At 36.6% G+C, this 14,552-nt stretch carries 21 protein-coding genes; 7 read left to right on the top strand and 14 right to left on the bottom strand.

Going from position 1 to position 14,552, the window contains the following annotated elements; genetic code table 11:
- Window positions 1-90: 90 nt before the first annotated feature.
- From K0R93_RS10355 to cysK, 3 genes are all read right to left on the bottom strand, one after another.
- Window positions 91-1,155: an HD-GYP domain-containing protein gene (locus K0R93_RS10355; RefSeq protein ID WP_300300884.1), complete on the bottom strand. Its 1,065-nt coding sequence runs from the start codon at window positions 1,153-1,155 to the stop codon at window positions 91-93.
- A gap of 158 nt (window positions 1,156-1,313) precedes the next feature.
- Window positions 1,314-2,069, bottom strand: a complete 756-nt coding sequence (nadE, locus tag K0R93_RS10350; RefSeq protein WP_300300882.1) for an NAD(+) synthase — start codon at window positions 2,067-2,069, stop codon at window positions 1,314-1,316.
- Between the two features lie 154 nt (window positions 2,070-2,223).
- Window positions 2,224-3,147 carry a cysteine synthase A gene (gene cysK, locus K0R93_RS10345; protein ID WP_300300880.1) on the bottom strand — a complete coding sequence of 308 codons (924 nt, stop codon included), beginning with the start codon at window positions 3,145-3,147 and terminating at the stop codon, window positions 2,224-2,226.
- Window positions 3,148-3,326: 179 nt separating this feature from the next.
- Between cysK and K0R93_RS10340 the strand changes: the two genes are divergently transcribed.
- Together K0R93_RS10340 and K0R93_RS10335 are read left to right on the top strand one after the other, a co-directional pair.
- Complete coding sequence (locus K0R93_RS10340; protein WP_300300878.1) at window positions 3,327-3,689, top strand: sulfite exporter TauE/SafE family protein; 363 nt, start codon at window positions 3,327-3,329, stop codon at window positions 3,687-3,689.
- Entirely contained in the window at window positions 3,689-4,051 is a 363-nt protein-coding gene (locus K0R93_RS10335) for a sulfite exporter TauE/SafE family protein (protein WP_300300876.1), read from the top strand. The genes K0R93_RS10340 and K0R93_RS10335 overlap by 1 nt, the downstream gene beginning before the upstream one ends.
- 9 nt (window positions 4,052-4,060) lie before the next feature.
- Here the strand turns inward: K0R93_RS10335 and K0R93_RS10330 are convergent, their stop codons facing one another.
- The 3 genes from K0R93_RS10330 to K0R93_RS10320 form a co-directional block, all read right to left on the bottom strand.
- Entirely contained in the window at window positions 4,061-4,450 is a 390-nt protein-coding gene (locus K0R93_RS10330) for a CoA-binding protein (protein ID WP_300300874.1), read from the bottom strand.
- 76 nt (window positions 4,451-4,526) lie between these two features.
- Window positions 4,527-5,177 (bottom strand): YigZ family protein, encoded by a 651-nt coding sequence (locus K0R93_RS10325; protein WP_300300871.1) that lies wholly within the window; start codon window positions 5,175-5,177, stop codon window positions 4,527-4,529.
- Between the two features lie 57 nt (window positions 5,178-5,234).
- Window positions 5,235-5,666 (bottom strand): NUDIX hydrolase, encoded by a 432-nt coding sequence (locus K0R93_RS10320; protein WP_300300869.1) that lies wholly within the window; start codon window positions 5,664-5,666, stop codon window positions 5,235-5,237.
- Window positions 5,667-5,873: 207 nt separating this feature from the next.
- Here K0R93_RS10320 and K0R93_RS10315 point away from each other — a divergent pair, with 207 nt between their 5' ends.
- Window positions 5,874-6,362, top strand: coding sequence for a DUF3189 family protein (locus K0R93_RS10315; RefSeq protein WP_300300866.1), 489 nt, complete (start codon window positions 5,874-5,876; stop codon window positions 6,360-6,362).
- Here K0R93_RS10315 and K0R93_RS10310 read toward each other — a convergent pair.
- The 3 genes from K0R93_RS10310 to K0R93_RS10300 all read right to left on the bottom strand — a co-directional run bounded on the left by K0R93_RS10310 (window position 6,349) and on the right by K0R93_RS10300 (window position 9,422).
- On the bottom strand, window positions 6,349-7,023 hold the full coding sequence (locus K0R93_RS10310; RefSeq protein WP_300300863.1) for a HEAT repeat domain-containing protein: 675 nt from the start codon (window positions 7,021-7,023) through the stop codon (window positions 6,349-6,351). The two genes, K0R93_RS10315 and K0R93_RS10310, sit on opposite strands and share 14 nt — an antisense overlap.
- Window positions 7,024-7,027: 4 nt before the next feature.
- Window positions 7,028-8,347 carry a GTPase HflX gene (gene hflX, locus K0R93_RS10305; RefSeq protein ID WP_300300861.1) on the bottom strand — a complete coding sequence of 440 codons (1,320 nt, stop codon included), beginning with the start codon at window positions 8,345-8,347 and terminating at the stop codon, window positions 7,028-7,030.
- A gap of 118 nt (window positions 8,348-8,465) precedes the next feature.
- Window positions 8,466-9,422, bottom strand: coding sequence for a DUF4349 domain-containing protein (locus tag K0R93_RS10300; RefSeq protein WP_300300859.1), 957 nt, complete (start codon window positions 9,420-9,422; stop codon window positions 8,466-8,468).
- A 265-nt stretch (window positions 9,423-9,687) separates the two neighbouring features.
- Here K0R93_RS10300 and dmpI point away from each other — a divergent pair, with 265 nt between their 5' ends.
- Both dmpI and K0R93_RS10290 read left to right on the top strand, forming a co-directional pair.
- Window positions 9,688-9,888: a 4-oxalocrotonate tautomerase DmpI gene (gene dmpI / locus K0R93_RS10295; protein ID WP_300300857.1), complete on the top strand. Its 201-nt coding sequence runs from the start codon at window positions 9,688-9,690 to the stop codon at window positions 9,886-9,888.
- 131 nt (window positions 9,889-10,019) lie between these two features.
- Complete coding sequence (locus K0R93_RS10290; RefSeq protein ID WP_300300855.1) at window positions 10,020-10,175, top strand: hypothetical protein; 156 nt, start codon at window positions 10,020-10,022, stop codon at window positions 10,173-10,175.
- 66 nt (window positions 10,176-10,241) lie between these two features.
- On the opposite strand, the gene pgaD is transcribed toward K0R93_RS10290, so the two are convergent.
- The 3 genes from pgaD to K0R93_RS10275 all read right to left on the bottom strand — a co-directional run bounded on the left by pgaD (window position 10,242) and on the right by K0R93_RS10275 (window position 12,306).
- Complete coding sequence (pgaD, locus tag K0R93_RS10285) at window positions 10,242-10,643, bottom strand: poly-beta-1,6-N-acetyl-D-glucosamine biosynthesis protein PgaD (protein WP_300300853.1); 402 nt, start codon at window positions 10,641-10,643, stop codon at window positions 10,242-10,244.
- Between the two features lies 1 nt (window position 10,644).
- On the bottom strand, window positions 10,645-11,865 hold the full coding sequence (gene pgaC, locus K0R93_RS10280) for a poly-beta-1,6-N-acetyl-D-glucosamine synthase (protein ID WP_300300850.1): 1,221 nt from the start codon (window positions 11,863-11,865) through the stop codon (window positions 10,645-10,647).
- A gap of 207 nt (window positions 11,866-12,072) precedes the next feature.
- Window positions 12,073-12,306 carry a hypothetical protein gene (locus K0R93_RS10275; RefSeq protein WP_300300848.1) on the bottom strand — a complete coding sequence of 78 codons (234 nt, stop codon included), beginning with the start codon at window positions 12,304-12,306 and terminating at the stop codon, window positions 12,073-12,075.
- Window positions 12,307-12,684: 378 nt separating this feature from the next.
- Here K0R93_RS10275 and K0R93_RS10270 point away from each other — a divergent pair, with 378 nt between their 5' ends.
- Together K0R93_RS10270 and K0R93_RS10265 are read left to right on the top strand one after the other, a co-directional pair.
- Window positions 12,685-12,957, top strand: coding sequence for a hypothetical protein (locus K0R93_RS10270; protein WP_300300846.1), 273 nt, complete (start codon window positions 12,685-12,687; stop codon window positions 12,955-12,957).
- A 221-nt stretch (window positions 12,958-13,178) separates the two neighbouring features.
- Window positions 13,179-13,358, top strand: a complete 180-nt coding sequence (locus K0R93_RS10265) for a hypothetical protein (RefSeq protein ID WP_300300844.1) — start codon at window positions 13,179-13,181, stop codon at window positions 13,356-13,358.
- Between the two features lie 63 nt (window positions 13,359-13,421).
- On the opposite strand, the gene yunB is transcribed toward K0R93_RS10265, so the two are convergent.
- Window positions 13,422-13,874: a sporulation protein YunB gene (gene yunB, locus K0R93_RS10260; RefSeq protein WP_300301035.1), complete on the bottom strand. Its 453-nt coding sequence runs from the start codon at window positions 13,872-13,874 to the stop codon at window positions 13,422-13,424.
- 29 nt (window positions 13,875-13,903) lie between these two features.
- Window positions 13,904-14,491, bottom strand: a complete 588-nt coding sequence (locus K0R93_RS10255; protein WP_300300842.1) for a hypothetical protein — start codon at window positions 14,489-14,491, stop codon at window positions 13,904-13,906.
- Window positions 14,492-14,552 lie beyond the last annotated feature (61 nt).

Raw genomic sequence — 14,552 nt, 5'->3', positions numbered from 1 at the left:
ATTCTTGCCGGTATCAAACTCGAACTAATCCTGGAATTTCGCTTTCTTTACTATCCTGTTCTAGGATTATTATCTGTCATTAGAAATTTTTTATTCATCAACAATTTCTTCAATATTAATATTTAATTTTTTCTGAAGATCAATCTCTTCGAATCTAGAAACATAGTTTCCTTCCGTATCTCGGATCAGTCTTACGATTGGCCGTGTAGGCGTATAGCAGTTATTATCTATAACGATGGCATGCTCCTTTGTATTTAACTTTACGATCGTTCCCACAGGGTAGACCGTCAGATGATTTAAAAATACTCTTACCATATCATAATCATAATAGTGCTGACCCATAGAAATTAAGTATTCAATCGCCTTATCTGGTGTGATTCTTTTTTTATAGACTCGGTTAGAAGTCATAGCATCGTAAGTATCTGTGATGGCTATAATTCGGGCAAATTCGGATATCTCATCGCCCCTTTTTCCAAAAGGGTAACCACTACCATCTATACGCTCATGATGTAACAATGCGCCTACCCTGGATAGCCCACTAATTTCGTCGTAGTCCTTCAATATGTCATACCCGAACTGTGTATGATTTTTCATGATCTCAATTTCCTTTTCAGCCAGCTTTTCTGGCTTATTTAGAATCTCATTAGGAATTTGTGTTTTTCCAATATCGTGAAGAATCGCAGCAATTCCTAGATCCCTAAGACGAAGCTCATTATATCCCAATGCTTTCCCTATCACAATCGACAATACAGCAACATTTACAGAGTGGGCAAAGGTATATTCATCCACACTTCTTAAATCTGTCAAATTGATCATAATGTCCCGATTGCTTAACAATTCGTCGACGATCCTGTTGATCGCAACTTGTATACCATGAAAATCTAAGGCTTTCTTCACTTTCAAATCCTGCATGACTTGATAAATTGTTTGCTTTGCAATGACACGAGTTCTTTCATCGATAATATCATAAATTTCGATATCTCTTGATATCTCATCCTCTATGTAAATCTCATTCATTGTTAAACTCTGCAATCTTTTTATAAAGTGACTCGTCAAGGTAACGCCTTTGGCAAGTAAAATTTTACCTTCACAAGAATAAATATCTTTACCTAAAATCATACCTGAAGTAACATTCTCTATCCGTACTAGTCTCATGGTTTCCTCCAATAGGCGTGATAAAAACAAAAATCAACTTAACATTTAAGATACGATAAAAAAACTGTTTTTCCTGCATTATTTACCAAACCTATACAAAATCCGCCTTAAGTCTTATTTTTCAAAAAAACACAACACCCTTTCGGGTGTTCTGTCTATTAGAATATCGGTGGTTTATCTGGCATTCTACGCTTGTGTTCCGAACGTTGATGTAATTTTTCAATAATGACCCGATCCTTTTCAGGGATCTCTTTTCCAGCAACTACATCATCGACCATACCATATGTGGTGCCCATTTCTAATTCATCCGTTTGCCCCTCCCATAATCCAGCTGACGGAGGTCGATCGATCACACTTTGCGGAACCCCTAAATGCTGAGCCCATTGGTAAACCTCACGTTTTAGCAGATTAGCTATAGGAATAATATCTACGCCGCCATCTCCATATTTGGTGAAATATCCTGTATGTATTTCAGCTGCATTATCAGTACCTGCGACGATATAGTTTAAAGAATTGGCTACAGCATAAATGGTACTCATTCGCAGCCTGGCACGAAGGTTTGCATCGCTCAACCTTAGATTTGTATCATTATCAATGAGTCCGTTCTTTCTCATTTCAGCAACCACGTTTCCTAATAATAGATCATGGGTATCACTGAGTTCAACTTCCATGTGCTGTATTCCACATGCTTCTATAACCTTTAAGGCATCCTCTCGATCCTTAGGATTACTTTTGCAAGGTAAAATAATTCCTAAAGAATTATTTGGAAAAGCTCTTTTGATTAGAAAAGCTACTAATGCTGAATCGATTCCTCCAGAAACCCCTACAACAATTCCATTTGTATGGGAGTCTTTTACTTTCTCCCTCAACCAATCGACTGTAAGATTAACTTTTTCCTCAATTGTTCTATCCATTTCTCAAACTCCCTTCACTAAACTCCGTACACAAGGATACAGATTTTTCTTTTCATCATTATAACACAAAAATAAATTTATATAATACTGTATGCAAAAAAATTTCCATATTATACTATAAAAGCATAGCCTAATCAGCTATGCTTTTATACTTTTATTCAAAATTGAAGAGTGGTGTACTCAGATATCTTTCCCCGTAGCTTGGAATTACAACTACGATCTTCTTATCTTTTCCTAGCTCCTTGGCCTTTTGCAAAGCACCCCATACGGCAGCACCTGAAGAAATACCCACAAGGATACCTTCTTCCTTTGCCATTCTCCTTGCCATTTCCATTGCATCCTCGTTGTCAACTTGAATAATCTCATCTATTACCTTGGTATTTAGAATTTTTGGTACGAATCCAGCCCCAATACCTTGAATTTTATGAGGTCCAGGCTGACCACCCGATAATACTGGGGAATCCTTAGGTTCTATCGCAACAATTTTTACATCTTTCACTTTTTCTTTTATGATCTCACCAACACCTGTAATTGTACCACCTGTTCCTACACCCGCAATAAACATGTCAAAGTTACTATCCATTTGCTCTATAATCTCAAGGGCAGTAGTATTTCTATGAATTTCTGGATTTGACTCGTTCTCAAACTGCTGAGGCATAAAGTATAACGGATTCTCTTTTGAAATTTCTGTCGCCTTTTCGATGGCACCTTTCATTCCTTTTGCACCATCAGTAAGAATAAGCTCAGCACCAAAGGCTTTTAGAAGCTTTCTTCTCTCAATACTCATGGTTTCAGGCATAACTAAGATGCATTTATATCCCTTGGCCGCAGCCACCATGGCCAACCCAATCCCTGTATTCCCGCTGGTAGGTTCAACAATAACAGAACCCGCCTTCAATAAGCCGGCCTTTTCAGCAGTTTCAATCATGCTTAACGCAATTCGATCCTTAACACTGCTTCCTGGATTGAAAAATTCTAATTTTACATATACTTGAGCATCATCCTTACCAATCAATTTATTTAACTTTACCATAGGGGTATTGCCTATTAATTCCGTGATACTATTTACAACTTTCATGATATCCCTCCAATTCTTACTATTCATATCGGATTTATTGGTTTTATTTTACTATATTTATCCATCAAAGTCAATAGACTCATAAAAAATTTCATAAAGTCCACACTATATATGTCAGCATCTCATGGAATTATTATACGATTTCCAATAGATGAATATGTGACTATATAGGTGATTTCATGGAAAAAAGGTCATTTTCTTTTAAAATCATATTATTAGGGCTTATTACTGGTTTGGTCAATGGCCTGTTTGGTTCAGGTGGCGGGACTGTGATTGTACCAGGCATGTTTTTCTTTCTAGGTGTTGAAGAACACAAGGCCCATGCTACTGCTATATCAATCATATTACCATTAACGATCGTTAGCATGTTTATTTATTTTAGGCATGGGATCATTGTATGGGATGTAACCTTTAAAGTGGCCCTAGGAGGAATTCTAGGCGGGTATATCGGTGCTAGACTGCTTAACCGAATTCCAAGTCATTTACTCAGAAAAGGATTTGCCATTTTCATGATTCTTGCTGCATTAAGGATGGTGTTTTAATGAATCTCATACTTATCGGCTTACTTTCAGGCATTATTGGAGGTATGGGGATTGGTGGAGGCACAATCTTGATTCCCGCATTGATTATGTTTACAAGCCTTTCACAGCAGCAAGCCCAAAGTGTTAATCTGTTATCCTTTGTCCCAGTAGCCATTGTGGCCCTCATAACCCACTTTAGAAATAAAAGTATTGAAATAAAGCTTTGCCTTCCCCTTATTATCACGGGTATGATGGGTGCTTTGGCTGGTTCCTACCTAGCGGTTAATCTTCCTTCAGGCTTATTACGAAAACTTTTTGGTGTTTTTCTTTTTTTCATGGGAGTATACGAGTTCTTCTGGAAAGACAAAAGTCGTACAAAATAGTACGACTCTTTAGCCTAATGCTACCAATACACAATGATGATATACAGTCTGAATCCCTTGATCTTCTGCTAGGGAAATGGCTTCATCATCGAATGAGCCGGGTTGAAACCACAAATACTTAACCCCTGCTTCTGCAATACTTGGGATGAATTTTTTACTCACCGGGGGAGCAACGACCATATCTACGCAGTCTGGCTTTACAGGCAGTTCTTCGATGCTATGGTAGCAGCGATCGCCTTCAACTTCATCATAATTTGGATTGACAGCATATACTTCATAACCTTTACTTTTAAGTTTTTTATAAATCTTGTTTCCAAATTTTTCTTGATTTGGTGTAGCACCAACTACTGCCCACACGCTTTTGCCTAACATTTCTAGTTTCAGTTGTTCCATATTCATTTAAAATACCTCCTTTTTAATGTCCTATGGACATACTTACCCATTGTCATCAGCTTTATTCTGATCTCAAAAGAATTTATTTATTGATCAAAAGGCCCTCTTCCTCATTTAAATATAAGGTATCTACAACGTCAATTTTTGCATGGGCATTGGTTAAATCTATAATTTGCTTGATTAGTTGATCTGATTCATCAATTCTCCCATATACAAACAGACTTACCCCATCATCAAAAACAGTATCTTTGATTACATAGTTCCCATTTAATAGTACATTTTGTACTTTGCCTAAAAGTGAATAGTCTATTCTTACCCTGATTACATGATACAATACCTTATCAACCACCCTAGCTTTTTGTAATGCCAGCTTTGCTGTAGAGGTATATGCCCTCACAAGGCCCCCAGTTCCTAGTTTAATACCACCAAAATATCGTGTTACAACAATGACTGTATTCTTGATTTCCTCTCTCTTCAGCATATCCAGGATAGGTGTCCCTGCTGTTCCTGCAGGCTCTCCATCCTCAGAATACCGTTGAATTTCATTATTCTCTCCAAGTATGTACACGGGTACATTGTGGGTAGCATTTTTATGTTTTGTTCGAATCATCTCAATGAATGCTAAAGCCTCTTCCTCGTTTTGTATTGGCTTGGCATAACCAATAAACCTTGATTTTTCAATGATATGTTCAATTTCACCATAATCAAGAATTGTTCTATATCTCTTCTGCATAGAATTCACGCTCCTATAGAAATGCTAAGAGAGTAGTAAAAACTACTCTCTTTTATATTATACCACTAATTCATTTCCAATTAAGTCTTTATATTTTCTATAGGAGAGGCTAACTAGCGATTTATCTTGACTGTAGGTGATTCTCTCAATAGCTTCATGAATCGGGTAAAAAACAGCTTCTTTAAACCCTAACGCTTCATTCACACTACAAAGATCACTGGTTGCAGTCATCATGTACCAGGTAATTTCATTACACACAGGTTTTTGTCTTGAAATAGAATAAAATTCGTAACAAGTTTCTCCAATTGGCGAGATAATTTCTGCATGAATACCCGCTTCTTCTTTCACACGGTTTAATGCAGTATCTCTTGAGAGATTCCCATTACGAATTACACCTTTCGGTAATACCCATTCACCTTTTTCATTTTTTAAAAGCAACACCTTATCTTCGAAGAACACCACTCCACCTGCACAATTTCTAAAGAGCATAGGCTAATTCCTCCCTCCGATTTGTTACTACTATCATATAATAAATAGCAGCCATTCGCAAGACTATTCTGAATTTTTTGTGTAAAATTCATGCTCCCTGATCCTGCTATTCCTATTATTCCATTTTTTTCATAATTCATACACCTTTTATATATTTATTATGTTTTTACACATAATAAATATATGAGAAACTGATATAGCTTTTATTTGCCCAATGTTAAGGGAGGTGTTTTTCTGCATATTATCTATCATTGTGTAGGCGGTGCCCATTCTTCAACGACGGCAGCGGCCATTCACTTAGGTTTATTGCCTATGGAATATATTCCTGATAAGCATGATTTTCTTGGGATCTCTTTTTACGATACCTTGGAAAAATGTGATCGAGGAAAAATTATCTTACGAGGCCGCGACGAAAAAGGCCATAATATCTATACCTTAGGCCGTCAATTCTCACCCCATCTTGTCATTCCAGCTATACAGGATATGTGGAGAGCACTGGGGCAATCACAAGATGATCTTATGATTGTAAATACACTGCCCACAGTAAACACCCTTATGCGAATAGGCGGCTTTTCATCTAGAAGATTACAATGGGTGGGTTTTGGTCGACCTATAGTCATTAAGGGTACCCGATCAACTTATATGAATATTGTAAAGATCGTTCAACATACAAAGGAAAAAATTAATTACTATTAAATCTTGTTTCCATGTTTCGGATGGCTTCCATAAAAGCCATCTTTACATATTCTTTTTCATTTGGATTATTTACTAGCTTTTTAATCCTATTCAAGGTTTTTTCATTGCCTAATAGGCTTAATGCCTTTGCTGCATATTGACGTACTTGGGGTTTTGGATCTATCAACGCTTTATGAAGATATTCTAAACTTGTATCATCTCCAATTTTTTTGAGGGCAGAACAAGCCAATCTTCTCACATTTCCATGATGATGTCTCATATCTCTATAGACGTATTCCAACAATTCCTTTGCATTCAATTCACCAATAATCCAAATTAACATCATCTTATCCTCAGGATTCTTAAACCCATCATATCTTTCTTTGACTTCTTTTATGATTTCTAATCTTTCCTCTTTACTTAGACCTTGGATCAAGGATAATCGCTCTGTCTTTGTGATTTCTACCATCTTGTCTAGCAGTGATTTGCTTCTTTGTTTTTTTGCAAAAAGCTTAGACTTCGCCAATATTAGATCTTCATTGATCTCCTCGATACTTTTCCTTCTTATCCTAGCCAGAAGGGGTACACTTTTCCCTTCTCGATAGAGGAGGTAGGTAAGCATATAGTCCTCTATTTCTTCTATATGCTCCCAATTTAATACTTGATTATTCTTTGGAATCATATTCTCACTCCATAACCTCATCTGCATTTAGTGTATACATCTTGTACTTGCTGAAATCGGCAGGTCCTAGGGTAGTCTCCACGAGCACTCCATCTTCTCTGTACTCTGTTTTCAATACTTTGGTTTTGTCGCATAAATAGGATACTATATCTCCCTTGTCATAGGGTAAAAGGAGTTCAACTTTTTTCATATTGCTAAAGATTTTCTCTTTAATCATTCCAATTAGGGAATCCAAACCAATATCATTTCGTGCTGATATATGGAGTATATTTTCTCCTCTAGGTATTACATTTGGTCGTGCCTCAAGTTTATCTATCTTATTAAAAATTAAAATTGTTGGTTTGTCATTTACACCTAAGTCATGGAGTACCTTCTCCGTTACTTTCATTTGCATTTCAAAGTCCTCATTGGTTGCATCTACTACATGCAATAGTAAATTTGCTTCCTTAACCTCTTCCAATGTAGCCTTAAATGCTTCTACCAAAGAATGGGGAAGCTTGCTAACAAATCCTACGGTATCGATAAGAATAAATTCTTCTTTGGTGGGCAATATCATCTTTCGATGGGCAGTATCCAAGGTTGCAAAGAGCATATCCTCTACGTAGACCTCCTTCTCTTCCTGCTGAACACCCGAAATACTCATGAACTTGTTCATCAATGTAGACTTTCCTGCATTTGTATATCCTACAAGGGCAACAATAGGCAGTTCGCTCTTTCTGCGCTTGGTACGCTGTGTTTCTCGATTTTTTCGAGTTTCCTCTAATTGATGCCGTATATCGGTAATACGATCCAGAATGTGCCTTCGATCTAGCTCTAGTTTCTTTTCACCTGGTCCCTTCGTTCCGATACCAGCTCCAGTTCGGGATAGAGAGGCCCCCAACCCTACCAATCTTGGCAGTCTATACCTCAACTGCGCCAATTCTACTTGTAATTTTCCCTCTTTCGATCGGGCACGATGGGCAAAGATATCAAGAATTAATGTGGTACGATCTATAACGGTTACCCCTATCAGCTCCTCAAGGTTTCTGATCTGGGCTCCCGATAGTTCATCATTAAAAATAACCAGATTTGCATCTAAAGCTCTACATAAAATCTGGACTTCCTCTGCTTTTCCTTTTCCTATGTAATAGGTTACATCAATTCTTTGTTTATTTTGAATCGTCACATCCAGAACCTTTGCTCCAGCTGCCTTGGCCAACTCCTTCAATTCTTCCATAGAACTTTCAATCGTGGTTATCTCGTTCTTGCTTCCAGTACTCAAACCCACCAGTATTGCCCTTTGTTCTATCTCATTTATGATTTCATTATTTTCATTAAACTGCATATAGTCACCAACCTTATTTTTCTTTATACACATTATTATACTCGAAAATAGCAAAAACACAGCTAAAACTTTATTGTAATCGTTCATCCTTTCAATGATAGCCTGTAAAATAATGTATTTACTTTTCATCACCATTAAAATCTTTGTGCTCTTTCTTCTTTCTCAAATAGATAGCTGTCCATTTTGCTTTCAATTTTCTTTTCAGAAATACATACAAGAAGACTAGGGGTATCATTACTAAAATGAATGGCAGCAGCATTGTCAGGAGGATAATTAGACCTTTAATCATTCGCCCAACCATTTCAACAGAATCATTAAACCCTCTTTTTATGCTGACCATAAATACATCACTATCACCTTCTGTCATCTTCTGAACCTCAATGACTTCAATTTCAATAGTAGCATAATTCACAAGACTATCCCATTTTCGAATAGTACCGGTTAAGTTCTCAATCTGATATCTTAGTTCAGAGAGTTCTCTTTCTAATTCTATGATATCCTTCACCGCTTGGGCTTTTTTTAATATTTCTAGCAGTCTCTCCTCTTGTATCTGAAGAGCCTTCAATCTAGCCTCCGTATCAAAATACTGGCCTGATATATCTTCACCTCTTGTTTGGCTTCCTATAACATTCCCCATTTTCTCCACTGTCAATAAAAATGATTCAAATGCATGTTCTGGAATTCGTATAGTAATATAGGCCCTTCTATTTTGAATGTCAGTTTTTTCGTTGCCCCGCCTTCCTGATATGTTGGAGTTTTCAACATATCCATCTAATTTTTTGGTTCTGTCAAGAATACCGCTTGTCACCTCATCAAAACTTTGGGTCTCTATCTGAACATTTGCAGATTTTATAATCTTCCGATGGGTTCCTTGGACACTGGTTTCATCGATCTGCACTGCGCTTGTATTTTTATCATTAACCCTATTGCTTAATCCTCCCTCTGCCTCCATCGCATGTTCTTGAGTTACAGACATAGCCTGCTCAGATGATTTTGCACCACAAGCTGATAGCATCACAACTCCAATGATGATGCAAACAACCACAGCAATGATTCTCCGTGTTTTGTTATACAATGTAATTCCCCCCTTAAATACTCATGAATCAATCATGCACTTATACAGTATATTCCATGTAATATTCCAATTTCCTGTTTTATATGGAATTAAAACCCACTTATTATATAAGGACCGCTCACACTTGTTAAAGTTATAGTTCATGTTTAACTTTAAATTTTAATACATCTCATCATACACCCTTAATCATTTGTCCAACATAAATATTGAAACAATTGGAAATACCATTTATAATACAGTTAAATAAACTAACGGAGGTGCTTTTATGCCAGTAGTAAAAATTGAAGGTCCGAAAATAACGAAAGACCAGAAAAATAGGATTGTTAAAGAAATCATCCCTCGATTAAGTGAAATCTACAATATTCCAGTGCAAGCTTTCGTTACATATGTGAAAGAGAACGAACTTGAAAATATTGGTGTAGGTGATGAACTTTTAGCTGATAGGTATAATCCATCCGACAAATAATAGATGGCTAGACTTCGTTTCTTTATTTTAAAGGCTTAGCTAATATCATTCTTACTTCCTCTATCTGAATAAATGTCAGTAAATCGGAGAATGTTATTACTGCAATAAATATTTTTGAAAGGAAGTATGATATGCGTATTAATGGCATAACTGGAGATAGAGTCATCGTTACTGGCACCTATAGGAACGAATTTGGCAAAAAAATAAAACTTGATGCAGGTGAGGCTTTTCCTTCCTGTCCACGAGAAGGAAAAGCCGTAGAATGGGAAATGATTGAAACCGAGTAAACATCCCTATAAACAGAAGAAGCCCACAGTGATATATCCCTGTGGGCTTCTTCTGTTTGCAAATGATTAGACGATGGTTTTCTCTAGGTTTATCCACTTATCGCTTTGGAGCTCATCCACTTGCTGGATAGAAAGATTAAAATATTTAGCGATATCCTCTGAAGAGACCTTTTTAGGGAATTGCCTCCTATCTAAGTGTCCAAATTTCTGATAGTTGTACCGCCCCCATCCAAGCATGATGACAAAAGCAACCATTGCCGCAGTAATCGTAACAGAAATAATCTTGAGTGTATCAAAAATATTCTGCATGTAGAATAGTTCATTATAGATATAATTTAAGTTAAAATACCAAAGTATCAAGGTCAAGGCTGTATATATGAAGAAACCCAATATATATATCCATCCCAGTAAAGTGATGATTGCCTCGACCACTTTTATTCTTCTCTTTTGCCTGCCGTCAATTAACATCCTAAATATCCAACCCCCTATCAGGACTATCCCAAACTGCAAACTTTCCATTTTTCTTACGCAGCAGTGCCTTCGGTATCGCCCGCAGCACAACCAGCGCATTGAAATACCAATAAAAAGTTGGATACCATATTGCCCATAAATAATACTTGAGTATTTTGGGATCGTATCTCCTATCAATAAACATAGCGACAAAAAATTGAATGATGCACACAAATGACAAATACGTTCCAGACCAAAACACGGGATAATATAATTCTCCACTTGAAAGAATTTGAATCATCAAGACTATCGTTGATAGAATCCATGCAGCAGCCCACAATATACTGCACGCTTGTTCAATATAAATCGGCATAAGCCTGCGATATCTCCAATCTAAAAAAACATCCCAGTGCTTTAGTAGTGCTTCAATGCCGCCTTGGGCCCAACGTACTCTTTGATTCCAAAATCCTTTAATGGTTTCCGGTACTAGCATCCAACATATGGCATTTGGCTCATACCGCACATCCCAAAACCTTTTTTGCAGCTTCCAAGTTACACCTATATCTTCCGTTATGGTATCTCGATCCCATAATTCACAATCCAGCAAAGCACTTTTCCTATAAGCTACGATTACGCCTGATACGGTCATTACTTTTCCCAAGATTCTTTGAGTTCTCTTGATCAGTCCAATGATACTAGAAAATTCGCATACCTGTACCCTAGCCAAAAGAGAACTTCTATTTCGGATTCTAGGGTTCCCCGTAACCGCACCAACTCGCTCTCCGAAGTGCGGTGTAGTAAAATGAGGCACCATATATTTTAGCGCATCTTTATCGAGCACTGCATCTGCATCAATACCAACAAGAATCTCACCCTTGGAAGCGATCAATGCTAGATATAATGCATTGGCCTTGCCAGCATTTTCTTGTAAGTGAATCACACGAAGCCGATCATAGCGTTCACACAATTCTCTAAGCTTTGTAACCGTTTGATCTTTACTGCCATCATTTACTGCGATTATTTCATAGTTTGGATAATTTAGTTGATCTAAGTGCCGAATGGTTTCAGCAATCGTCGCTTCCTCGTTATAACAAGGGACCAAAATCGAAACAAATGGAGTCTCATTTAAGGAGGGCTGTCCCTTTCGTTCCCTTCTAAAATAAAAAATGATGCCCCCGATCATCCACACCATACTCATAAGCAGAGGGTACCAAAATACAAACTGTACAATTAACTGCATCGCTGTGGATTGCCTCCCCTCTACAGACCTTTACTATATCTGATTCTGATAATTAATATGATGACTCAGGCATACCAATATGATATCATTTTTGATGATTCCTGTCATAACAAGTCGAATTTTGTCATTTCTTCCATTTTTCTACTCTATCTTTGAATAAATGAAGAAGCTAGGTATTGGAAATACCTAGCTTCTTCATTTATTTGATTAATACTGTTGAAATTCTACAGTCCCACCAGCTTGTTTGATTGCATCGACCAAGCTATTTAAACCTAAGCCTCCACCAAGGGCTGGAATCCTAACGATTAAGCATATACCACTTGGGGAAGTAATTTCTATAAGATTAAGCAAATTGATCACTGCACCTGCTGGTATATTGATTCTTAAAATTGTTCCTGGAAGTTGGGGGCATCCTCCAATGTTATTTGTTCCCATAGACATTCAGCTCACCTCCTTTTCTCTTTACTCGATTCATACTATGTCCAAGAAAAAAAAAGGTGACAAGCACTCATTTCATGTATAAATGTATTTATTGTTAAAATTTTGATTTTAAGTTTCTACACAATCGCTTCGTTTACCAATATTATCATATATTTAACAAATATTTTTTTTGAAAAACCTACATTTTTTAATAAATATTTAACAAATCTATGATATACTATTAGTATGTGCAGGTTTCAATGCACACCCCTTCAAAACAGATTCCTCAGCTGCTGGTAGGAATCTGTTTTTATTTGGTACAAACACAATAAGTTAGACTCTATGCATCGCTAATTTGATTTGATATAATTAAAAAAAATTTAGGAAGGAGCTCCCAATATGTCCTTAAATCATGATATTCAACCCTTCTTAGAGGGTACTTGTTCCATACAGATTCTCAGCGATTCCCCTCATGCCCCTATACATGGCTGTTCGTTAACCATTGAAGATAACCGGCTGGTAATCCATCCCCATATTTTGTTTGATAATTACGAAGATCCATTACTTTTAAACGGCCTAGAAATTATCGAATTTAATGGCTCTGATATGATCGTATTAAAGGTTAGCAGTTCATCTGATTTAAAAACATTAACGATTGTAAAAGAAATGTAGAAAAGCTTGTATAGTAGACGAATAACCTAGTATCATTTTGTCTTATTATGAATAGTATATTGTAGGAGAAGGGTGGTAATCAGATGTATCAATTATTTTATTGAGAATCGATACCAACCCCATTCTCCTTTTTCTTTTTTGAACCATTAAGATCAACCCTGCGTATCGAATACCCACGGATAGGTAATACTCTAATTATCGTATTTGGGGAGGTTTTTTCTATGGAAAAGGACAATAAATCTAAGATCAATTCATTTATAGCCTTTGGTTTTGGTTCCTCAGACACTGGGGTCAATCTGTATTGGAGCAATGATGCATTAAGAACTATTGAAAAGCATATACATAAACAGCATCCCACAGACAATCCAATAAAAACAGAGCTTTCAGATGAGAAATCCTGAAAAGAAACAAAGCCTGTATATAAATCCTATACTGGCTTTGTTTCTTTTATTTCTTTTATTTCTTTAATTGCCATTAGGTACTATATTCAGCATCTCATCTTTAGGTACAAAGATGTAATTCTGTGGTACCTTACCCACGATAATGGTCTCAGCAATAGGTACCGATGTGACAACTTCAGTACTCTCAGATGAAAATGGTACGATAATTCTAACTTGTGTTTTTACGATCAGATAGATTTTATGTCTCGTCTGATTTATCCCAGATTCTTCAAATTCGGTCTTAAAATCGACATTTACCATGCCTATGGGGGTTACGTCTATATTGATATTTGGCCCATGCTGCGCCAGTAACTGACTACCAAACACATTTCCCAGCGGCACCTTTACAGCAGATGTTTTGATGTTCTTAATCTTATCCTGCACAGCAAGAGCCACTTCTGATGCAAGCATATTCATCATCATTGTATTATCTTGTATGACTAAACTACGACATAGTTTATTGTTAAGTACCCTGATTAAGGATATTACGAAATAAAGCGTATTAATTATTCATAACCTCTGAATGGCCCTTGCTCTGCATAGTAGGGTGATATATTTCCATTTATTTTCGTTAATTCCTTGCCATCAGCTGAAGTTCCAATAATACTAAAGTCTGAACCTTGAAATTTTTTCATATAAACAAGCCATAGTCTCATATCATCAATATTAAGAATTTTTGCTTCACCTTCAATATTTCTTTTCTTCTCAATAATCTCCACCTTATGAATATCTGGATTTCCAATCACGCCAAAATATATCGGTAGCGAAGTTTTCTCTATATTCGGATAATAACTGTGGGTTAATCCAAATTTTTTTGCTGCTAATTTTATATCTCCATGAACACCACTATAAACGGTTTTATATCCGAATATATTCTTTCTTACGATGGCAACATATAAACCATCCTTGCCTACAATATTACAGAATACTATACTTCCTTTGTCAGTTTTTTCTTCATGGATAATGCTTACTGGCATCGAGCCTAGTGAGGTTATTGCTTCTTCAATTGTTTTTGCATCTTCATTTAGTTTAAGCACTAAGAATGTCAAAACAATTATTATTGATAAAACAATTAGGCTTACTTTCTTTTTCATATACTACCCCCTCAATAAGTAGTTCATATTTTAAAACTGTTACGACAGCATATAAGAAGAA

The sequence above is a fragment of the Anaerosolibacter sp. genome (assembly GCF_029240175.1).
Taxonomy (GTDB): domain Bacteria; phylum Bacillota; class Clostridia; order Peptostreptococcales; family Thermotaleaceae; genus Anaerosolibacter.
The sequence above is the reverse complement of the archived record's forward strand: the minus strand, read 5'-3'. Positions and strand labels throughout refer to the sequence as shown.

Bases quoted from the DNA above. Each gene is read 5' to 3' on its own strand.
- K0R93_RS10355 (WP_300300884.1), bottom strand. From the start codon at position 1,155: ATGAGACTAGTACGGATAGAGAATGTTACTTCAGGTATGATTTTAGGT.
- nadE (WP_300300882.1), bottom strand. From the start codon at position 2,069: ATGGATAGAACAATTGAGGAAAAAGTTAATCTTACAGTCGATTGGTTG.
- cysK (WP_300300880.1), bottom strand. From the start codon at position 3,147: ATGAAAGTTGTAAATAGTATCACGGAATTAATAGGCAATACCCCTATG.
- K0R93_RS10340 (WP_300300878.1), top strand. From the start codon at position 3,327: ATGGAAAAAAGGTCATTTTCTTTTAAAATCATATTATTAGGGCTTATT.
- K0R93_RS10335 (WP_300300876.1), top strand. From the start codon at position 3,689: ATGAATCTCATACTTATCGGCTTACTTTCAGGCATTATTGGAGGTATG.
- K0R93_RS10330 (WP_300300874.1), bottom strand. From the start codon at position 4,450: ATGAATATGGAACAACTGAAACTAGAAATGTTAGGCAAAAGCGTGTGG.
- K0R93_RS10325 (WP_300300871.1), bottom strand. From the start codon at position 5,177: ATGCAGAAGAGATATAGAACAATTCTTGATTATGGTGAAATTGAACAT.
- K0R93_RS10320 (WP_300300869.1), bottom strand. From the start codon at position 5,666: ATGCTCTTTAGAAATTGTGCAGGTGGAGTGGTGTTCTTCGAAGATAAG.
- K0R93_RS10310 (WP_300300863.1), bottom strand. From the start codon at position 7,023: ATGATTCCAAAGAATAATCAAGTATTAAATTGGGAGCATATAGAAGAA.
- hflX (WP_300300861.1), bottom strand. From the start codon at position 8,347: ATGCAGTTTAATGAAAATAATGAAATCATAAATGAGATAGAACAAAGG.
- dmpI (WP_300300857.1), top strand. From the start codon at position 9,688: ATGCCAGTAGTAAAAATTGAAGGTCCGAAAATAACGAAAGACCAGAAA.
- K0R93_RS10290 (WP_300300855.1), top strand. From the start codon at position 10,020: ATGCGTATTAATGGCATAACTGGAGATAGAGTCATCGTTACTGGCACC.
- pgaD (WP_300300853.1), bottom strand. From the start codon at position 10,643: ATGTTAATTGACGGCAGGCAAAAGAGAAGAATAAAAGTGGTCGAGGCA.
- pgaC (WP_300300850.1), bottom strand. From the start codon at position 11,865: ATGCAGTTAATTGTACAGTTTGTATTTTGGTACCCTCTGCTTATGAGT.
- K0R93_RS10275 (WP_300300848.1), bottom strand. From the start codon at position 12,306: ATGTCTATGGGAACAAATAACATTGGAGGATGCCCCCAACTTCCAGGA.
- K0R93_RS10270 (WP_300300846.1), top strand. From the start codon at position 12,685: ATGTCCTTAAATCATGATATTCAACCCTTCTTAGAGGGTACTTGTTCC.
- K0R93_RS10265 (WP_300300844.1), top strand. From the start codon at position 13,179: ATGGAAAAGGACAATAAATCTAAGATCAATTCATTTATAGCCTTTGGT.
- K0R93_RS10255 (WP_300300842.1), bottom strand. From the start codon at position 14,491: ATGAAAAAGAAAGTAAGCCTAATTGTTTTATCAATAATAATTGTTTTG.